This is a genomic window from Chitinophaga varians (assembly GCF_012641275.1).
GTDB classification, from domain to species: domain Bacteria; phylum Bacteroidota; class Bacteroidia; order Chitinophagales; family Chitinophagaceae; genus Chitinophaga; species Chitinophaga varians_A.
This window is the reverse complement of sequence record NZ_JABAIA010000004.1, coordinates 105,933-125,054: the sequence shown is the minus strand read 5'-3', so window position 1 is coordinate 125,054 and position 19,122 is coordinate 105,933. Positions and strand designations below refer to the sequence as shown.

The 19,122-nt window shown below is 51.4% G+C and carries 14 protein-coding genes; 3 read left to right on the top strand and 11 right to left on the bottom strand.

Annotated features, from left to right (window positions below; translation table 11 throughout):
* The first annotated feature begins 233 nt into the window (after positions 1-233).
* Together HGH92_RS29945 and HGH92_RS29940 are read left to right on the top strand one after the other, a co-directional pair.
* Positions 234-2,309: an ATP-binding protein gene (locus HGH92_RS29945; RefSeq protein WP_168874534.1), complete on the top strand. Its 2,076-nt coding sequence runs from the start codon at positions 234-236 to the stop codon at positions 2,307-2,309.
* Between the two features lie 38 nt (positions 2,310-2,347).
* Positions 2,348-3,037 carry a uracil-DNA glycosylase family protein gene (locus HGH92_RS29940; protein ID WP_168874533.1) on the top strand — a complete coding sequence of 230 codons (690 nt, stop codon included), beginning with the start codon at positions 2,348-2,350 and terminating at the stop codon, positions 3,035-3,037.
* Between the two features lie 165 nt (positions 3,038-3,202).
* Here HGH92_RS29940 and HGH92_RS29935 read toward each other — a convergent pair whose 3' ends face one another.
* The 7 genes from HGH92_RS29935 to HGH92_RS29905 form a co-directional block, all read right to left on the bottom strand.
* Entirely contained in the window at positions 3,203-3,511 is a 309-nt protein-coding gene (locus HGH92_RS29935) for a hypothetical protein (RefSeq protein ID WP_168874532.1), read from the bottom strand.
* Positions 3,512-3,704: 193 nt separating this feature from the next.
* A complete protein-coding gene (locus HGH92_RS29930) occupies positions 3,705-4,010 on the bottom strand; it encodes a hypothetical protein (RefSeq protein ID WP_168874531.1) in 306 nt (101 codons plus the stop codon).
* A gap of 28 nt (positions 4,011-4,038) precedes the next feature.
* Entirely contained in the window at positions 4,039-4,413 is a 375-nt protein-coding gene (locus tag HGH92_RS29925) for a hypothetical protein (RefSeq protein ID WP_168874530.1), read from the bottom strand.
* 14 nt (positions 4,414-4,427) lie between these two features.
* Positions 4,428-5,270 carry an SDR family oxidoreductase gene (locus tag HGH92_RS29920; protein WP_168874529.1) on the bottom strand — a complete coding sequence of 281 codons (843 nt, stop codon included), beginning with the start codon at positions 5,268-5,270 and terminating at the stop codon, positions 4,428-4,430.
* A 10-nt stretch (positions 5,271-5,280) separates the two neighbouring features.
* Entirely contained in the window at positions 5,281-6,216 is a 936-nt protein-coding gene (gene cbiB / locus HGH92_RS29915; RefSeq protein ID WP_168874528.1) for an adenosylcobinamide-phosphate synthase CbiB, read from the bottom strand.
* The gene (locus HGH92_RS29910; RefSeq protein WP_168874527.1) at positions 6,201-7,223 is read right to left on the bottom strand and encodes a pyridoxal phosphate-dependent aminotransferase; all 1,023 of its coding nucleotides are present in this window, start codon (positions 7,221-7,223) and stop codon (positions 6,201-6,203) included. The genes cbiB and HGH92_RS29910 overlap by 16 nt, the downstream gene beginning before the upstream one ends.
* Positions 7,220-8,692 (bottom strand): cobyric acid synthase, encoded by a 1,473-nt coding sequence (locus HGH92_RS29905; RefSeq protein ID WP_168874526.1) that lies wholly within the window; start codon positions 8,690-8,692, stop codon positions 7,220-7,222. Before HGH92_RS29905 ends, HGH92_RS29910 begins: the two co-directional genes overlap by 4 nt.
* 62 nt (positions 8,693-8,754) lie before the next feature.
* Here HGH92_RS29905 and HGH92_RS29900 point away from each other — a divergent pair, with 62 nt between their 5' ends.
* Positions 8,755-10,056 (top strand): cobyrinate a,c-diamide synthase, encoded by a 1,302-nt coding sequence (locus HGH92_RS29900; RefSeq protein ID WP_168874525.1) that lies wholly within the window; start codon positions 8,755-8,757, stop codon positions 10,054-10,056.
* A 28-nt stretch (positions 10,057-10,084) separates the two neighbouring features.
* Here the strand turns inward: HGH92_RS29900 and HGH92_RS29895 are convergent, their stop codons facing one another.
* The 4 genes from HGH92_RS29895 to HGH92_RS29880 all read right to left on the bottom strand — a co-directional run bounded on the left by HGH92_RS29895 (position 10,085) and on the right by HGH92_RS29880 (position 19,057).
* Positions 10,085-11,230: a hypothetical protein gene (locus tag HGH92_RS29895; protein ID WP_168874524.1), complete on the bottom strand. Its 1,146-nt coding sequence runs from the start codon at positions 11,228-11,230 to the stop codon at positions 10,085-10,087.
* A gap of 92 nt (positions 11,231-11,322) precedes the next feature.
* Entirely contained in the window at positions 11,323-13,944 is a 2,622-nt protein-coding gene (locus tag HGH92_RS29890; protein ID WP_168874523.1) for a M1 family metallopeptidase, read from the bottom strand.
* Positions 13,945-14,146: 202 nt separating this feature from the next.
* Positions 14,147-15,589 (bottom strand): SusD/RagB family nutrient-binding outer membrane lipoprotein, encoded by a 1,443-nt coding sequence (locus tag HGH92_RS29885; RefSeq protein ID WP_168874522.1) that lies wholly within the window; start codon positions 15,587-15,589, stop codon positions 14,147-14,149.
* Positions 15,590-15,607: 18 nt separating this feature from the next.
* Positions 15,608-19,057, bottom strand: a complete 3,450-nt coding sequence (locus HGH92_RS29880) for a SusC/RagA family TonB-linked outer membrane protein (protein ID WP_168874521.1) — start codon at positions 19,055-19,057, stop codon at positions 15,608-15,610.
* Between the last annotated feature and the right edge of the window lie 65 nt (positions 19,058-19,122).

The window sequence follows — 19,122 nt, the reverse complement described above, 5'->3', positions numbered from 1 at the left end:
AATTTAAAAAATCAATAATACATTTTCAATCATAATACATATTTCAATAATTTAAAATTACATACACACCAACATATTCGCCATAAGTGGCTTTTACCACCAATACGGAAAATGAGTTAATTTCACCGCGCCGGAGAGTCACATTCACTCTTTCGTGCCAACTTCCAATCCAAGCAATAATGTACAACGCCTACGAAAGAAAAAGTTTTTTCCGGTTCGCAATAGTCATTCTGATGGTAGTCATCCTGGTTACCTTCTTTATGATCATCTTTTTGCGTAAGCGGGCAGCAGACCAGCTGAGTGCGGGCGTGCGGGACCTGGTGGCCACCAAAACAGATGCAGGGCATATTGACCAGGCCGTGCAATTGTTATACGCAGCAGACAACGATTTTCGTTTTTATACCCTCACCTACGACCCGGCTTATCTCCACTCCTATGTGGCTTCGCTGGAATCCGTGAGCGCCCATATTGACACTGCCATCGGCGCCGCCTCCAAACAGAAACAGGTACAGGAGCTGCTGGCCGACAAAGAGGCCAAGACCCAGCTGTTCCTGCATACCCGCCTGTATGTGGACTCCCTGTTGCAACTATCGCAGCAATGGGACACCGCTGCAACGCCGCTGGTGATACAGGAGCTGCAAAAGATAAAGCTGCCTCAGCGGGAACAGATCGATACCATCATCACTTCCTCTTCTGCCACCGTCAAGCCTAAAAAGAAATTATTCGGCCGTATCAAGGACGCTATTTCCAACAAAGCCGCGGTGCAAACAAAACAGGAAGTAAAAGTCATTAAACGGGACGCCGGCGCTGACAGCCAGACCAGTGTTATCTCCACCGCAGACCTGAAGAAGATGCAGCAAAGCTATCAGCAGTTCATGCGGCAGGCGGCACAAAGCCACGCCAACCTTAACCGTAAGGAATATGCGCTGGTGATGGCCAACCAACGGTTGTTTAACGCCCTGCAGCAGGTGCTGGCCAATCTGCGCAAAAACATGGTGGCGGAAACAGATAAAAAACGCTGGGTGCTCAGTCAGAACATCGGCAATTCCCTCTATACGATGGACAAACACACGTATTGGGAAATTCCCTTGTTGCTGTTACTGACCGGCATCATCATCTATGGTATCATCCGGCTTTATAAATATGACCTGGCCCTGTTGCGTTCCAAACAGCAGGCAGAGAAATACGCGCGGCAGAAAAGTGAGTTTGTCTCCACCATGAGCCACGAGATTCGGACGCCCATCCACTCTTTGCTGGGGTATACCAGCCAGCTGGAACGGGAACAACCGGGAGAAACAACTTCCGCTATCCGTAATTCGGCAGAGATGCTGTTGTCTGTAGTCAACAACGTACTCGATTATACGCAGATGGAAGGCGGCAAACCCTCTTTAAAACAGGAGAAATTCTCCCCCCGCACCGCCATCGAGGAAGTCTGCACCAGCCTGCAGGTACAGGCCAATATCAAATCGCTCCGCCTGCAGCCCTGCATTTATTTCCCTACCACGCAGCAGGTATATGGTGATGTGTTCCGGCTGAAACAAGTGCTGATCAACCTGGTCGCCAACGCCATCAAATACACCAGCAAGGGAGAAATCACCGTGACCGCCTGGCTGCGCGATGGCGAACTGTTGCAGGTGTCCGTTAAAGACACCGGCTCCGGCATCCCGGAAGATGTGCTGCCGAACCTGTTTGACGCTTTCACACAGGGACCTAACGGCGTTTCCAAAGGTAGCGGACTTGGATTGTACATCGCTAAAAAAATTATCGACCTGCATGATGGGAAAATAGAAGTAAAAAGTACACCCAGAAAAGGCACTACGTTCAATTTCGAAATAAGGTATCCTGCTGCCGTTCAAACACCTGGTACCATCAAAATTACCATGCCCGTGAACAACTCTACCGAATCCCCCGACACCACCCCTGCCGCTCCTTCGCACATCCGGCTGCTGGTAGTGGAAGACAGTGTGCTGAATCAAAAATTGCTGGCCCTCCTGCTGGACAGGCTTGGCATCGCACACGTGATCACCGGCTCCGCCGAAGAGGCGCTGACCATCTACGTCCGCGAATCATTTGATATGATCCTGACAGACATTGATTTGCCTGGCATGGACGGCATCGCGCTCACACAGCAGATCCGGCAGTTGCCCGACAAGAAAAAAGCCGGCGTTACCATCATCGCCATTACCGGTAACATACTGGACGACGATGTGGCCAGCTATATGAACAGCGGTCTGAATGACTACATCATGAAGCCGTACCGTGAAGAAGACATCCTCGAGAAAATCAGCGCGCACGGCCTGCTGGTATAACTTTAAGGATATTCACGGATTCTGTCCTATCTTGTCGTATGACATTCGCAGACCAGATCATCGACTTTAATAAAAATCTTGTGTTCAACGGTCACCTGCCCGCCGGTATCCGTATCATGAACCCGTTCCGTGAAAATCCGGAAATCAACGGTATCATGGAACAGTTCTATAAAAAGTTCTACAACGACCACTCGCAGCGCCGTATGATACTGGGCATTAACCCAGGCCGCCTTGGTTCGGGCGCTACCGGCGTGCCTTTCACGGACACCAAACGCATGGCGGAAAAATGCGGCATCACCATCAAAGGGTTTAAATCGCATGAACCCTCGTCCGTGTTTGTATACGATGTGATTGATGCCTACGGCGGCGTAAAAAAATTCTACCACAAATTCTATATCGGCTCTATATGCCCGCTCGGCTTTACGCAACAACAAGCCGGCGGAAAGGAGATCAACTACAACTACTACGACAGTCCCGCCCTCACCAAAGCAGTCACCCCCTTCATCATAGAAAGTCTGCGCAAACAGCTCACCTGGGACATAGATACCAGCGTGTGTTACGTGATGGGCACCGGTAAAAACGCAGCTTTCCTTGAAGCACTGAACAAAAAAGAACAGTTCTTCCAACAGGTCGTCCCGCTGGAGCATCCCAGATTTGTAATGCAATATAAAAGCAAGACAAAAGACGTGTATGTAGATAAGTATATCACAGCGCTAAGCGGTGACTGAAACGGCTGATTCAGCTAATAACACAGATTGACTGCTGCTATTTTGCAAGGCAAAGATTCACCTTCGGCTGCTGATATACAGTCTTTAACGAATAGCCGTTTCAGATCGCTGATTCGCGCTGATCTTCGTAATCAGGCGAATCAGCAGCAATCCTGGCGTTTTCTCTTACAGTTTTTCGAGGCGGCAGTCCCACACCCGCTGGTGGCTTTCCGGCTGTGGCCTGTTTTCCGGCAGCACGCCGGTAATTTTGTACAGGCTTCCTTCCTTCTGGATACGTTCGCCTAATTGCGGACAGGCATCGTCTTTAAACTGGACGGTGGCCATAATACCGAAAGACGTGTAACTGTTAATTTTCAGAATGCTGGCTGGCCGCACTGGTGTCAGTAAACGGCTTCTTTTGCGGGCATTGCTCTTATACTGAAGATAGAGCAACCATAGGGACAAGGCGACAACGCCTATGAATAGCAGGTTCACAGCTACTTGAGGTTTAGATGTTTAGGTAAATCAGAGACATGGCTGTCGTTGGCATCAAACAGCTATACAATTTAATCTTTTTACCTGACAAAAACACAAACAAGCGGGAAGAACGGCAAATAAAAAGGCCCGGCTGCCAAAACAGCGGGCCCCCGATTGATTCCATGTAAACAATGTGGGCAACTATCAGCTGTCAACCGCGCGGTACCGGTGCTAACGGTGGCGTACGAAAAGGTACCCATTCCGCAATTCTCCCGATATCTTCCCGGATGTTGTTCAACACACAGTCCAATGCTTCAAAACGAAGGTCCACCACACTAAACCGCATCTCCACTTTGGCTTCCAGTGAATCCACTTTCTTCTCCAGGGAATCCATCCGGTGGTCCAGGGTATCCATGCGGTCCTCCAGCGATCCGATACGTGTTTCCAAAGCACTAAACCTGCGATCAACTTTTTCATCCAGAACATCCAATTTGGCTAAAACCAGCTGTAATTCCATGATCAAAAAATTATATTGTTTCGCTAAATTAATACTTCTTCCAACACCAACTATCAACTGACAGAAATTCGATCACTCTGATAAAACCTCTATCAAACGCAGTACAGGAAAGCATTTCAACAGAATTCGAATAGCTGTAATAATACCACCAGGCAGCAACACCCGTTAACAAAGAAAGGAATCCTACCCAAACAAAACACTTAAAAACAAAAGGGTATTTTTGATAAAACAACGGACAGATCATCCCATAAAAAAAAGCGCTCCATATAAACATCGCACCCAACCACCAATCGTACAATAAAGGAATAGGGCCCTGAAAACGGTACGTCATCAACGCCACCATCATCAGCGGGAACACGGCTATCAGGCCGGCGGAAAGTATCTTCCTGAACAACAGGCTCATAGGACCACAGGGTTTCATCGCTCTCCGGCAGCGGGAGTATCAAATATCGTTAACGGATCATCGTAGATAAATTTATAGCCGAGCCACTGTTTTAACTTCTCCGAGCTCACTATTTTAGCAGACTGCTGACCAGATGGCTGTTTCTCCGGCAGTTCCAGCCCAAAAGCCTTTGCAGCCACGCTGTAATACTGATACCGCGTTGGATGCCCACCGGCACAGGCATTAAAAATTTCACCCCAGATCTCTTTTTCAATCAGTTGACAGATAATGGCAACACAGTCATCACGGTGTATGACGTTCATCGGCGCATCGTTGTTCCGGCGCTGAGATTGTAATACAGCCGCAGTAGGTACCCGGTCATAACCGATCAGTCCTCCGAAACGAAGCACGGTGGTACGAAAGGCAGGGGATTGCAACAGCAGTTGTTCCACCTCCCGTAAAGCAGCACCATTGGGCGCTTCCGGCATCCCCATATCCGTTTCCGTTACGATGCCGTCAACATCGGCATATACGGAGGTGGAACTCACGAACAGCACCTTTTTGATGCCTGTGGCTTCCAGCTTTTCGCGCAGCCCTTTGATTTCTTCGATATGCGCCTGTACGCCTCTCTCCCGGTTGCGGGGCGGCACATTGATCACCAGCACATCTGCATCCCAGAATGTTTCAGGCGCCTGCGGCAGACCGTCGCGTAACACTACGATGTGCCCGTCGATACCCGCTTCCTGTAGTTCTTTTACGCCTTCGGCGGATGTACGGGCGCCTTTTACGGCGTAGCCCCTTTGTTGCAACGCTATTGCCAAGGGCTTGCCCAGCCAGCCGCAGCTTAAAATGCTTATTTTCTGAAAAGGTTGGTCCATACCGGAATACTCAAATAGTTAAATAACCCCATAAACAAATACCCAGCACCGTTACCAGCGTAACGGCATGGTTTACATACAACACCTTACGGAATTCCGTATGCTCAATATCACGGGCCTGCTCACCGATATACGGTTTCACCACCACGCGCCCGTGATAGGTATTAGGACCGCCGAAGCGGCAATGCAGGATACCCGCCAGCGCCGCTTCCGGATAACCGGCATTGGGACTGGCATGCGCCCGGCCAAAACGCAACACATACTGTGCCGCCCGGCCACTGCCCGTTACTATTACCATCAGTAAGGCAGTGAGCCGGGCAGGAATGAAATTGGCCACATCGTCCAGCCGTGCCGCCACCCTGCCGAAATACAGGTACTCCTCATTTTTATAACCAATCATGGAATCGAGCGTGTTGATCATCTTATACAACATGATCCCCGGCACACCCAGCAACGCATAATAAAAAAGCGGCGCAATGACGCCGTCGCTGAGGTTTTCAGACATCGACTCCATTACGGCGGTCCGTATCTGATTGGGGGACAAGGCAGCCGTATCACGTCCCACGATCCAGGAAAGCCTTTTGCGTCCGGCTTCCAGCCCCTCCTGCTGCAAGATATCAAACACTTCCCGGCCTTCCCGCAGCAGGCTTTTATTGGCCAGGGCAAAAAACACCATGACCGATGCAAACAATACCTGCGCCCATGGCCAGCGCCCGAGGCTATATTGTATATAATAGAAAAACAAAAAGACAAACACGCATAACCCTGCGGTCATCAGTCCCCCTTTCCACAGCCGTCCCTTCCCACGGTTAAGCCGCCGGGAGAAAAAACTGATCAGATGACCGTAATATTTCACCGGATGTGGCCAGCTGCGAGGGTCTCCCAGCAGGAGGTCCAGCCCGTAACCTAACAGCAACGGCAACACGAATTTTACGAAAGGGTCCATTTACGCAGGGCGGTTAGTAATAACGTATTATCCTCTTTATTTCGGCAGGCAATGCGGCAGTGCCCCTGCTCCAGTCCGTAGAAATTGGACGCATCACGGATAAGGATGCCATAGGCATTCACCAGCCAGCGCTTCAGTTCAGCCGCCGTGCCTGTCAGTGTTTCAAACAGGAAATAATGGGTATGGGTAGGATATACATTGAATTCCGGCATTTTCCGCACGCCCTCCCACAGCTGGTAAGTATCCGCCAGCAGGGAATCTACCGGCACTTCAAATTCCGCCGGATGGTCCATGATATAATATCCCGCTTCCAGCGCAAGGCTGTTGACCGACCACGGCATGCGGTAGGCCCGTACCTTGTCCAGCAGCGTTTTCTGACCAGCCAGATAACCCAGCCGCAGGCCGGGGATACAGCAGGACTTCGTCAGCGAGCGCACCACGAGCACGTTAGGCAGCCGGTGCAGGTATGGCAACAGGCTGTCAGCATTACGGGTGAATTGTATATAGGCTTCATCAATGACAAAAACACAACGGCTGTTGAACTGTATCAGTTGTAACAGCCCGTCTTCGTTCATCGCCTGGGCGGTGGGATTGTTGGGGTTACAGATAAACACCAGGTCAGTGATAAACCGGGTGTCCGGCGCCAGCTTCTCCCAGAAAAAATAACTCACCTCATGCCCGTACAACTTACAGGCATCTGCATATTCCGCAAACGTGGGCACTACCACTGTGGTGGACGAGCCGCTGAAGGCCTGTGCCACCAGGTAGATAGCTTCCGTACCACCGTTGGTGACCATCACCATGCCTGGCGCTATTTCCGTACGCTGTTCAATTTGCTGTTGCAGCCTGCCGGCAGCCGCATCGGGGTAATGGTCCACCCCGCGAATGTGGCCGGTGATGTGTTGTACCAGTTTTTCCTTCATGCCGCCATAATATACATTGGAGCTGAAATCAGCCACAATGGGGCGGTCAAACAGGTAAGCGTCGTCTCCGTGTCCTAGTATCATAAGCGAATGGCTTTATAGACCGCGTCCATGTCCAGGTGTTGCCGGATATGAGCAGCCAGTTTATCATATTGAGCAGACCGGAAGGCCTTGTAGTCGAAGCTTTGCCCGGGGCCGACCTGATGGCCGCAGGCCAACAGCAGGTCGTTAAGCACCGTGGTATTGTCCAGTATACCGTGGAGGTAAGTGCCCCAGCACTTATCATTCAGGAAGTACCCGTCAGGCTCCCCATTATCCAGGGTAGCCAGGGGTGATGGTTTTTCGCTTTCTGTGACACCCATGTGTATTTCATATCCTTCACAGATGGCTGTTTGCTGACGGTAGGTGAAACGGCGCTGCCGGGTCACCTTTTCACGGGCAAGGACCGTAGATACCGGCAGGATGCCCAGCCCCGGCATGCTGCCCGGCTCTCCTTCCACTCCGTACGGGTCAGCAATGGAAATGCCCATCATCTGATACCCGCCGCAGATACCGATCACCACTTTATTCCGTTTATACGCTTCCGTGATAGCCCTGGCAGTGCCGTTATTTTTTATCGCCACCAGATCGGCCAGGGTGTTCTTACTGCCGGGGATGATGACAATATCGGCCTCCGTGATCTCTGCCGGGTTATCGGTATAAAACAGGTTCACACGGTCATCTTTCTCCAGCACATTAAAATCAGTAAAATTTGACATATGGCGAAGCAGTACCACCGCGACATTGATCCGTCCCTGCATCTGCCGCTTATGTTTGAGCGACAGCGCCACCGAGTCCTCTTCTTCTATATGAATATCGTGATAATACGGCAATACGCCCGTTACCGGAACACCGGTGATCGCTTCCAGTTGCCTTCGGCCATCTTCAAAGAGACGGATATCACCGCGGAATTTGTTGATGATAATACCTTTGAGCAGCGCTTTTTCTTCCGGTGGCAGCAGCGCGACAGTGCCATACACGCTGCCAAAAACACCGCCCCTGTCGATGTCCGCAATGAGGTACACCGCTGCTCCCGCATGCAGAGCGATACGCATATTGGTAATATCACGGTCACGCAGGTTCAGTTCAGATATACTGCCTGCCCCTTCCATCACTACCGGATTATATTGTGCCGACAGGCGGTCGAAGGAAGCCTTCACTTCTTCAAACAGTTGCCGTTTGTCGTCCTGCATAAAATATTCCCATGCCGTTTGGTTACCGGCCGGTTTGCCATGCAGTACCAGTTGAGATGTTTTATCGTTGGTAGGTTTCAGCAGTACCGGGTTCATATCGGTATGACAGGGCACCCCGGCCGCTTCCGCCTGCACCGCCTGCGCCCGGCCTATCTCCAGGCCATCGGGCGTAGCGTAGCTGTTGAGCGACATATTCTGCGCCTTAAAAGGTGCCGGATAGTAGCCGTCCTGTTTAAATATACGGCAGAACCCCGCCGTAATCACGCTTTTACCCACATCAGAAGCGGTGCCGACGAACATCACCGGCCGGAGTTGTTTCATGGTATCCATAACATCAAGTGGCAACGAAGATATTAACTTTCACAAACTTATCTTTGTCCGGCATGAAACCACAGTTCCTTATAGCCGCGCCTCACAGCGGCGCCGGTAAAACGACCATCACACTCGCCTTGCTGCGGGCATTGCAACGTAGCGGCCGGCGGGTACAGCCTTTCAAGTGCGGGCCTGACTACCTTGATCCGAAACACCATACGCTGGCAGCAGGCCGGGAGAGCGTCAACCTCGACGCTTTTATGATGCCGGAGCCTCATTTGTTCGAAGTATACCAGCGCTATGCCCGGCAGGCCGATGTCAGCATCATCGAAGGCGTGATGGGACTTTTTGACGGCGCCCATAAAATGGAAGGCAGCAGCGCCGCCCTTGCCGCACTGCTGGACATTCCCGTGATACTGGTAGTAGACGCCCAGGCCATGGCCTACTCCGCCGCGGCGCTGTTGTACGGCTACAGGCATTTTTTTCCCGGCATTAAGCTGGCGGGCGTCATCTTTAACTTCGTGAATGCGCCCTCCCACTATCGTATACTCGAAGAAGCCGCCGCCGACGCCGGCGTGCCGGTATTAGGCTATCTGCCGGAAAGACCGGACATCAGGATTTCTTCACGGCATCTGGGACTGCATATTTCCGGGGAGACTGACTATAATGCCGTTATCGATACCGCAGCGGATCACCTCAGCGAACATATCGACCTGGAACTGCTGCTGCAACACACGCTACGGCCGGAGCCGGCAGCCGCAGTGATTACGCCCGCTTCTCCAGGCCGGTTACAAATCGCTATCGCCCGGGATGAGGCGTTTAATTTTACTTACAGGGAGAATATCGCTGCGTTGTCCCAATTGGGGGATATCCGTTACTTTAGTCCGCTCACAGCAGCGTCCCTGCCACCTGCGGACCTGCTTTACTTCCCTGGCGGTTACCCCGAGCTGTATCTGCCACAGCTGGCTGCCAATACTACGTTGTTACAACAGTTACGGCAGTATGAAGGCCGGATACTGGCGGAATGCGGCGGCATGATGTACCTTGGCGAAAACATCATCGATGAAAACGGGCAGCCATGGCCGATGGCCGGGCTGCTGAAAGTCAGTACCAGCATGCAACATAAAGCCCTCACATTGGGTTACCGGGAAATACATATCGGCAATGAGGTTTTCAGGGGACACGAATTTCACTATTCACAATATGAAACAGTGCCGGAGATCACGGGACCGGCTATACGTATATTCAACGCCCGGCAGGAAACCGTTGCCGGTGTGGTGTTTCACACGCCGCGGATACTGGCGGGTTATATGCATTTTTATTGGGGAGATAATATTGAGGGGTTGCAGCGGGTATTGGGATTAGTCAGTTAAACCTTTCAAAAAACGTCGCTCCTCACGCTTAATATCGCGGCGTATACCACGGTATCTCAAAAGCACCTTCGTGCAGCTCTATTCTCACTATATCATCAACATTAGCGGCCACATATTTCCTCTTCCCGACAGGGATCAATACAGGCGATTTTACAGGCCCCCATGGTTCCACCACCAGAAAATAACTGGTGGACCTTCGTCGGCTGGCCCTTTTATCAAAGACCTTTGTCTCAAAGAATTGTGGCTTGCTATGATCAAAAAAAACATTCAGGTAGACGAGAGATTCAAAGAATGCAGGTGTACAGAAAATAATAAAGCTGATAACGCCCCATGTTTTTTGCGCTGAAGCCGTTTTCCAGTGGCGGATAGCGTAAATGATCCCTACGGTAAACACTCCTGTAACTGCGAAAGCGCCCAGCCATAGCTCTTTCAGGGTTATGTTGAAAATGGGGCCTGCAAATACGAACAAGCCGATTGCACAAAATATAATGGTCACTAAAACGAGGGAGAACGGCTCCTTTTTCCGGCTAATCATAACGGGCTGTCCTTTATAGTAGACAAAGGTTATCAGCGTAACCGGCAACAAAACAACCAGTATCAGCGGCAACCAGGGCATAGAACGGACAAAGAAAAAACACAGCAGCATTACCACGAAGCCGATAAGATTTAGCACCCATGCTATTTTCCGGGCCATCTTTAATTCATATGACGCAACAATGTCCGTCTTATCTTCTGTTCCGGTTACATTGACAGCCACTTCACCGAGTTTAGGAAAACGAGCTGCTATCCAATCTGCTATCTCCCGGAAGTTCCTGCGCCGGCGGGATATGCGGACTTTTCGTTTGCCCGTTACCGCGGGCAACAGCACCAGACTACCTTCTTTTAATTGATACCCTTTTACCTCCTGCCATAATAATTCACGTTTGCAAAGGAAAGACCGGTAACGTATACCTGTGGCGTCTGATGTCACTTCCGACAGCATCTCGTTAACACAGTAGGTCGCCAGGGCCAGACCCGGCAATACCAGCAGGAACCCGCACAAAGTTTGCAGAGGCAATGTTACACCCCCCAGTATTGTTGTACCGAAAGCCACTAACGGCACCAGGGCAAAAGGAGTTACCAGGCAAAAAACAAAGATGCGGAAACCGCGGCTATAGGTATACTGTTGCTGCATAAAGGGTTAATACAATAAAAATCCGGTAACAAACATAAGGAAAAAACGGGCATCCCTTTGTCTGTTACCGGATATGTTTTGTTAACGAACGTTTACTTAGTAAATACGTCGTCGCTGAGATTACTGTTGATGGCCGCCTTCACGACTTTTACATTGGTATCAAAACCGCCGGCGGTGGTGCGGAACCGGGAAGGTATCTGTACGCCGTTTACATTGCGGTATTCCAGGTAGTCTGTTACGGCATTGCTGGCCGGTGAGCCTTCCTGTCCGCTGAGCAGCAGGGTGCGTACTTTCAGGCCTGTTTTGGCGCTGTAATAGTTCTTTTGCAGGCTGCCGTTGGCGGTGGCGATGGTCAGTACATATACGTCTTCATCATTGACCGTTTCTGTTTGAGGCGCCAGTTCCACTTTCACGTTATCCGGTGTTTCCAGCCAGGAAAGTTCGGGGAACAGCTGGTTTTTTTCTTTCAGCATTATTTTTTCGGAAGGCCCCAGCGGTATTTCACGGCCCATCTGCCACATTCTCGCAGAGTCTCCATTGACAGCCACTTTATACGCCACACCGTTGATAGCCGGAATAGTGACCGCCTGCCAGATTTTGCCGGGCACCTTGTACAGTGATTTCAATTCCACTTCCGTGCCTTGTGTTTCTCCCTGTGCTTCTATGGAAAGATCTTTCACGCCTTTCAGTTTTTCGCTGCCGCCGATAGCGTTGACATAGCCTTTCAGCACCGTAGCCGCGGTAGTTCCCGCCGGTACCGGTTTTCCGGTTTCGGCTTTCCAGCTGTTGTTGGACGGGTTAATATCCGGCATATCGCCCTTCGGGTCAATGATAACGCTGACGAGTTTTTCTTTGGACGGATGATGATAAGCCCAGGTAGCGCCACGCTGCCAGATTTCCACCGGCAGGCGCACGGTATCAACGCGGCCGCTCTCCGTGCGGACAGTCATCACTACCGGCATAGGCAGCTGTTCCAGGTTTTGCAGGGTAATGATAGCGCCTTTGGCCGGGTCGCTGCCAACGTAGGTTACGCTCTTCACCGCCTGGTCCAGTTTCCAGATATTGAAGAACCAGCCCCGCCAGAACCACGCCAGGTCTTCGCCTGCGGCATTCTCTATAGAACGGAAGAAGTCCCACGGTGTTGGGTGTTTAAATGCCCATCGTTTGATGTATTCCCGGAAGGCATAGTCAAATCTTTCATGTCCCAGGATCTGGTCACGCAGCAGTTTCAGGCCCATGGCAGGTTTAAAATAGGCTGCCACGCCGTTGTAGCGGAGACCGATCACATCGGGCGTGTTCATGATGGCTTCCGCATTGGAGCCGAACATGGAAGCCGCCGCGCGCTGGCCGGACTGTTCCGTGTTGAATTCTCCCTTGTTAAAGGACGCCGCCGCGATACCATTGATGAAAGTATTGAAGCCTTCATCCATCCAGGCATATTTACGTTCATTGGAACCGACGATCATCGGGAACCAGTTATGGCCGAACTCATGGCTGGTAACGCCCCACAGGCCGCCTTTGGTGGACTTGGCAGAGCAGAACACGATGCCGGGGTATTCCATCCCGCCTACTATCCCGGCCACGTTCGTCGCCACAGGATAGGTATAGGGATACCATTGGCTGGAGTAATGTTCAATACAGCCTTTTACAAACTCCGTAGAACGGCGCCAGGCATTGGGGGCAGCTGATTCGGCCGGATATACCGACTGTGCCAGCGCTGTTTTGCCACCAGGCAGGTTCATACGGGCAGCATCCCATATGAAAGCGCCGGAAGCGGCCCATGCCACATCGCGGGATTCTTTACAGACGAAATGCCAGGTACGGTTACCTTTTACGGCAGCATTATGAAATTCGGTGGTATCGCGGATCATCACGGTAGCGTCGCTGTTGCGCGCTTTGGCAATGCGGGCCGCTTCCGTGCTGTTCAGTACCTGTGCCTCATTGACGAGCGCGCCGGAGCCTACCACCACCATGTTGGCCGGGGCGGTAATAGTATAATCGAAGTTGCCGTACTCCAGGTAAAACTCAGATGCTCCCAGGTAAGGAATATTGTTCCAGCCCAGCACATCGTCGTACACGGCCATGCGGGGGTACCACTGGGCAATTTCGTATATCCATCCGTGACGGGTGTTTAGGCGGCCGGTACGGTCAGTACCATATTCCGGTATGGTATAGCTATAATCTATTTTCAATTGCAGGTTGCCTCCCGGCTTCAGGGCGTCTGAGAGCCGTACCTGCATTCTTGTATCGTCTACCAGGTATTTGGCAGCGCTGCTTTTGCCATTGCTCACCACATCTACCGACTTCAGTTCAAACCCTTTGGTAAAGGTACGGTTGGCAAACCGGTCGCCAGTGGCCGCTACCGTGGCGGTGCCGCGGGAATCCTCGCGGTACACGTTCTGGTCCATCTGCAGCCACAGGAAAGGCAGATGGTCTGGGCTGTTGTTTTTATAAGTGATCAATACGCTGCCGGATATGCGGTGTTGCAGGGTATCCAGGGCGACGGTTATCTTATAGTCGGCGGCATTTTGCCAGTATTTAGGCCCGGGCTGTCCTCCCGCGCTCCTGTATTCATTTCCGTTAGACGGATAAAACAAAGGGGAAAATGCCTCATGATGGTCATACCGGGAAACCGGCGTATTCTGTGCCAGACAAGGCTGTGCCATTCCACACAGCAACAGGGAGGCCAGAGAATAAATCTTGCGTAGTGTCATCTCGTTAGCGATAAGTTAGATTTTGTGGTGTCTAAATATACTGCGATTTGTCGACTTTGACCTTTACGGATTTTGACCAGTATCATTTAATTAATTAATAATTGGCTTATTGGGTTATTGAAAAAGCGAAGACCTGGGCGGGTTATATCCGCTCAGGTCTTCGCCTCTAAATAATCTAATTATAAACTGCTCAATTCGATCGTTATTTCTGCCACCATACTCTGGTAGCAATATCATCTCCACCCATGGCCTGCACTACGTTCTGGTAGTTGGCTGCGTTGATGGTCTGTACGATGATCGGGAATTTCATACGGGCAGGCATGCCCACACCGGCTACAATCCCTTCTCCGCGCGGCAGCACCGGGAAACCGGTACGGCGGTATTCAAACCACTGCTGCATATCGTTAAAGAACAAGGCAAAATATTTCTGGGTAAGCACCTGCTCAGGGGTATTATTGAACGCGATACCCGGACGTGCCAGGAAATCGGCAGGCACCTGTGCGCCCCAGTAGGTAACGGACGCCTTCACACCGTTTTCGTATGCCGTTTGTGCGTTACCGGTAGCATAACCGCGCATAAAGGCTTCCGCCCGGATGAACTCCACTTCCGCATAAGTCATGATAGTGCCGATGAGGTTGGATTTTTTCAGGTCTGTGTTGAGCGTGGAGGCATTGATACCGGAAATATCATCAAACTGCTCCGGTTTATATCCGCTGGGGATGCCTCTGTATACGCCATCGCTGGCTTTTTTGCCCCATAGCGGCAACCGCGGGTCGTTCCAGGAAGTCAGCTTGTTCACGAAGAAAGCGGACAGCGCCCGGTCGCCGTTGAAATCATAATCACGATAGCTGAAGAACGGGTTCTGGAAAGGTTTGATATTGGTGTACTTCAAGACGGCCGACTCGTCATTGTTAAGCATGACAGGGTACTTGTCAGGCGCATTCAGCATATTGGCCAGCTCCTGGCGGGCGTCGGGCGATTTGTGCGCGATACGCATCAGCAAACGCAGGCGGAGGGAGTTGCACAGCTTTTTCCATTTGATGATGTTAGCGGGAACGGCCACACTGTTGAACAACAGGTCATCCCCCTGCTCTATGCCTTTGCTGGTCACAAACAGGCGGTTGGCCGTGTCCAGCTTGGCGATCAGGTCGCGGTAGATATCCTGTTGCGGGTCAAACCTGTTTTGCAGCTGGTTATCGGGATATCCGCGCAGGGCATCCTGGTAAGGGATGTCTCCATAGATATCGGTCAGGTTCTGGAAAAGCCAGGCCCACAGCGTCAGCGCCACCGCTTCGCTGTTGACTTCCCCGGCCAGTTTGGCGGAGGCACGCATATCTTTCACGTTGTTCAGCGTGAGATAGTAGTTTTCCCAGGGATAGTCTGACTCTGTGTTTTTGATGATGTACCGGTGCAGGTCAGTCGTGGAAATTTCGGTCACGGTCACCTGCATCAGTTCATTGTTGATACGATGGGATTCTCTCAGGCCGGTATTCATGCCATCGTACAGGATGGCATTGAGGAAGTTGCCTGCCGGCACCACTTTCAGTGTTTCCGGGTTATGCTGCATGTCCCCGAAGTCCTTGGTACAGGCTACGCTTGTACACAGTCCTATCGCGACACCCATATAAATAAAATACTTTTTCATATATGCCTGTATGTTGTATTAGAAGTTGAGTTTTATGTTAACGCCCATGGTACGGGTAGAAGGGAATTGACCTGTTTCAAAACCCGGTACGATGGAAGAGCTGTTCAGTGTGGCGGTTTCCGGATCAAAGGCCGGGAAGTTGGACCATACAAAGAGGTCGCGGCCATAAAGGCTCACCGCGGCACCTCTGATGAAAGAACGGCCAAAAACACTGGCAGGAACGTTATAGCTCAGCACCACTTCACGCAGTTTGATATAGGAAGCGTCGAATGTGTTGGACTCTACGTTGTTTCGGTCATAGATGGCATTGTAATATTGGTCCATATTGGTGACCAGCACATTATTAGGCACATATTTACCGTTAGCGTCCAGCATCACACCGTCACCGATCAGGCCATTATCACGGCCCGGCAGGGTGGATTTGATCTTGCCCTGTTCAGCCAGGATAGCGTGTGTGAGGGAGTAGATCTTACCGCCCTGACGCATATCGAACAGTACGGAGAGGGACAGGTTTTTATAGGTGAACTGGTTGTTCAGGCCGCCTCTCCAGTCCGGATTGGCATTACCGCGGAAGGTAGCTTCGGAAGACAGCTGCGCAAGACCGTTCTTATATACGATCTGTCCATCAGGGCTGCGCTGGAAGCCGATACCATACAGCTCTCCGAGCGGATGGCCTTCTCTTGCTTCGAGAGTGCCTCTCGGGCCTTCGGCAATGATCAGGGAAGTACCTACTTCCGGGTTCAGCCTGATCACCTCATTACGGTTGCGTGACCAGTTAATGGTAGACTTCCACTGGAAGTTTTTCAGTTTCACCGGTGTTACGTTCAGCATTACCTCTACGCCCCTGTTCTCCACGATGCCTACGTTGGCCAGCTGGTATTCATAACCAGTGGAACGATCGATCGGGATAGCAGAGATCTGGTTGATAGCGCGCTGACGGTACCAGGTAACGTCGAAGCCTACACGGTTGCTGAACAATTTCCACTCTGTACCTATTTCCAGCGCGTTGTTACGCTGCGGTTGCAGGTTCGGATTAGGGATGGTGGTGGGATTGCTCATGCTGCCGGTGATAGAGCCGGACTCATAGTCTTTCTCCAGGGAGTAGGTGCCGAAAGGCGCATCAAATCCAACGCTGGCATAAGAGGTACGCAGTTTGGCATAAGATACGAAAGACGGCAGGTGTACCATTTCGCTCAGCACGGCGCTGGCAGCGATGGAAGGATAATAGAACACGTTGTTCTGCAGCGGCAGGGTGCTGGACTGGTCTCTGCGAAGCGTCAGATCGAGGAACAGTTTATTTTTCCAGGAAGTGTTCACAAAGGCGTACAGGCTGTTTACCTGCGCCACAGGGCGGGAAGAGCTGGAAAGCACCGGGTCTTTACTGTTGGCGAGGTTGTATACGCCTACGGCAGCCAGTTTATCAGCGCGTTGATTCGTGTAATAGCGGCGCTGGTTGCGTACGTTGCCACCCAGGCTGGCGATGATATTGAAATCGGCGCCGATATTTTTATTGTAGCGCAACAGGAAGTCGTTATTGTTTTCGTAGTTCATTACGGTCTGCTGACGGTACATACCATCCTGGAACTTCTGGGTGTTTTTGGGACGGCGCTGGTTACGGAATTCATAGCCCATATCGAGGCCGCTGCGCAGCATCAGCTCCAGGTTGTCAAGAATTTTGTACTTCGCCATCACGTTACCGGTAACGTTGTGCCGGTTGGAGGCGTTGATCATTTCATTTACGATCAGGTACGGGTTGTCAATCAATGAACTGAAAGGATGGTTCTGTTCAATGCCTTCCCTGCCTGGCTTCCAGTAAGGCTTATACCAGTTCAGGTCCACGTTGGGGTTCTGGAAATTGATAAAATAAGCGATAGACTGGTTATTATAGCCGGAGTTGGGCAGGTTGTCAGCGATTTTGTTCGTATAGTCGATCCTGGTAGACAGGGAGATTTTTTTGCTTACCTGTGTATTACCGGAGAACGAGATGGAGTAACGTTTGTAGCCGGTGTTAGGCATGATCCATTCGTTCTTCATGTGCGTGAAGCTGAGGCGCATGTCGCCTTTATCATTGCTGCCTGCCACGGAAACGGTGTTGGTATTGGTAAGACCGGTACGGAAGAAATCCTTGCGATTGTTTTTGTAGGGCACCCAGGGCGTGCGTTCTGTTCTTACGCCGTTGGCGTCCATGGGTGAGTTGAACTGGAAGTACGACTGTCCGTCGAACTTAGGGCCCCATGAGGAGCTGGTGGAGGAAGTATTGGAGCCGTCGGCTGTTTTGCCGTAGGAGTAATATTTAGCGTTGTTGGTACCCTGACCGTATTCATATTGGTAATCGGGCCAGTTGTTGATCTGGTCGAAAGCGAGGTTGCTGCTAACGGTCACGCCCATACCTTTTGTATTGCGGCTGCCGTTTTTGGTGGTCACGATGATGGCGCCGCCGGCACCACGAGCACCGTACAATGCCGCAGCACTGGGGCCTTTCAGTACGTTGATAGACTCGATGTCGTCCGGGTTGAGGTCTGTGAGCGCAGAACCGAAGTCGATGGGGCTGTCGTTGCCGAGATATCCCTGGTGGCCGGTGCCGTTGAAGGATTTATTCACGATTACGCCGTCTACCACGAGGATCGCTTCACCGCCTTGTCCGTCGAGGATGCTTTCCCCGCGGAGCACGACGCGGCTGCTGCCCATAGGTCCGCCGGCTTTGGTGAGGTTGAGGCCTGCCACTTTACCGCTGAGAGCATTGACAAAACCATTGGTAGGCGCGGCGCTGACGGCGCTACCGTCCAATTTCTGTGTAGCGAAGCCGAGGCTTTTCTGCTCACGGGAAATACCCAACGCAGTGACTACAACGCTGTTCAGTTCGCGGCTGTTGGGTTTCAGGGATATTTTAACAATATCTTCCTTGCCTGTCACCGTATATTTTTCCGGGGTAAAGCCCATATATGAAAAGATGAGGGTGTTGCCGGTAGCGGTTTTCACGGAGAATACACCGGAAACGTCTGTGGTGCCCAGCATTTTGCCGTGCTGGTCTATGATGCTTACGCCCGGCAGCGGGGTGTTGGCATCATCAGTCACCTTGCCCTGTACCACCTGGATATCCGTAGTAGCGCCGGTTGGAGCAGGATTGTACTTTACAGATACCTGGTTGCCTTCCAGGAGGAACTGCAGGCCGTAATTTTTTTGCAGGTATTCCAGGGCCGCTTTAACGCTGGACTGATGAAAGGTGATGTGCGCCACCTTTACTTTTTCCAGTGCCTGTTGCTGATAGGAGAAATGGTAACCGGGCGCCTGTTTTTGCAGGCTGGCCACTACCATTGCCAGGTTGGAACCGTGCAGGTCCACCTGGATGGCCTGGGCCTGTACCTGGGCACTCATTACAGCTACCAGTGCTAATGACCAGCAACCAATCTTTGCGCGGTATTGCCATCCGGAAACAGGTTGGAGCCACCGTTGCAGATTCTTTTTCATACTGTTGTTTTGAAGTTTTGTTTGCTTTACAGGAATAAATAGTACCCCTGCACCGCTTTGGGCGA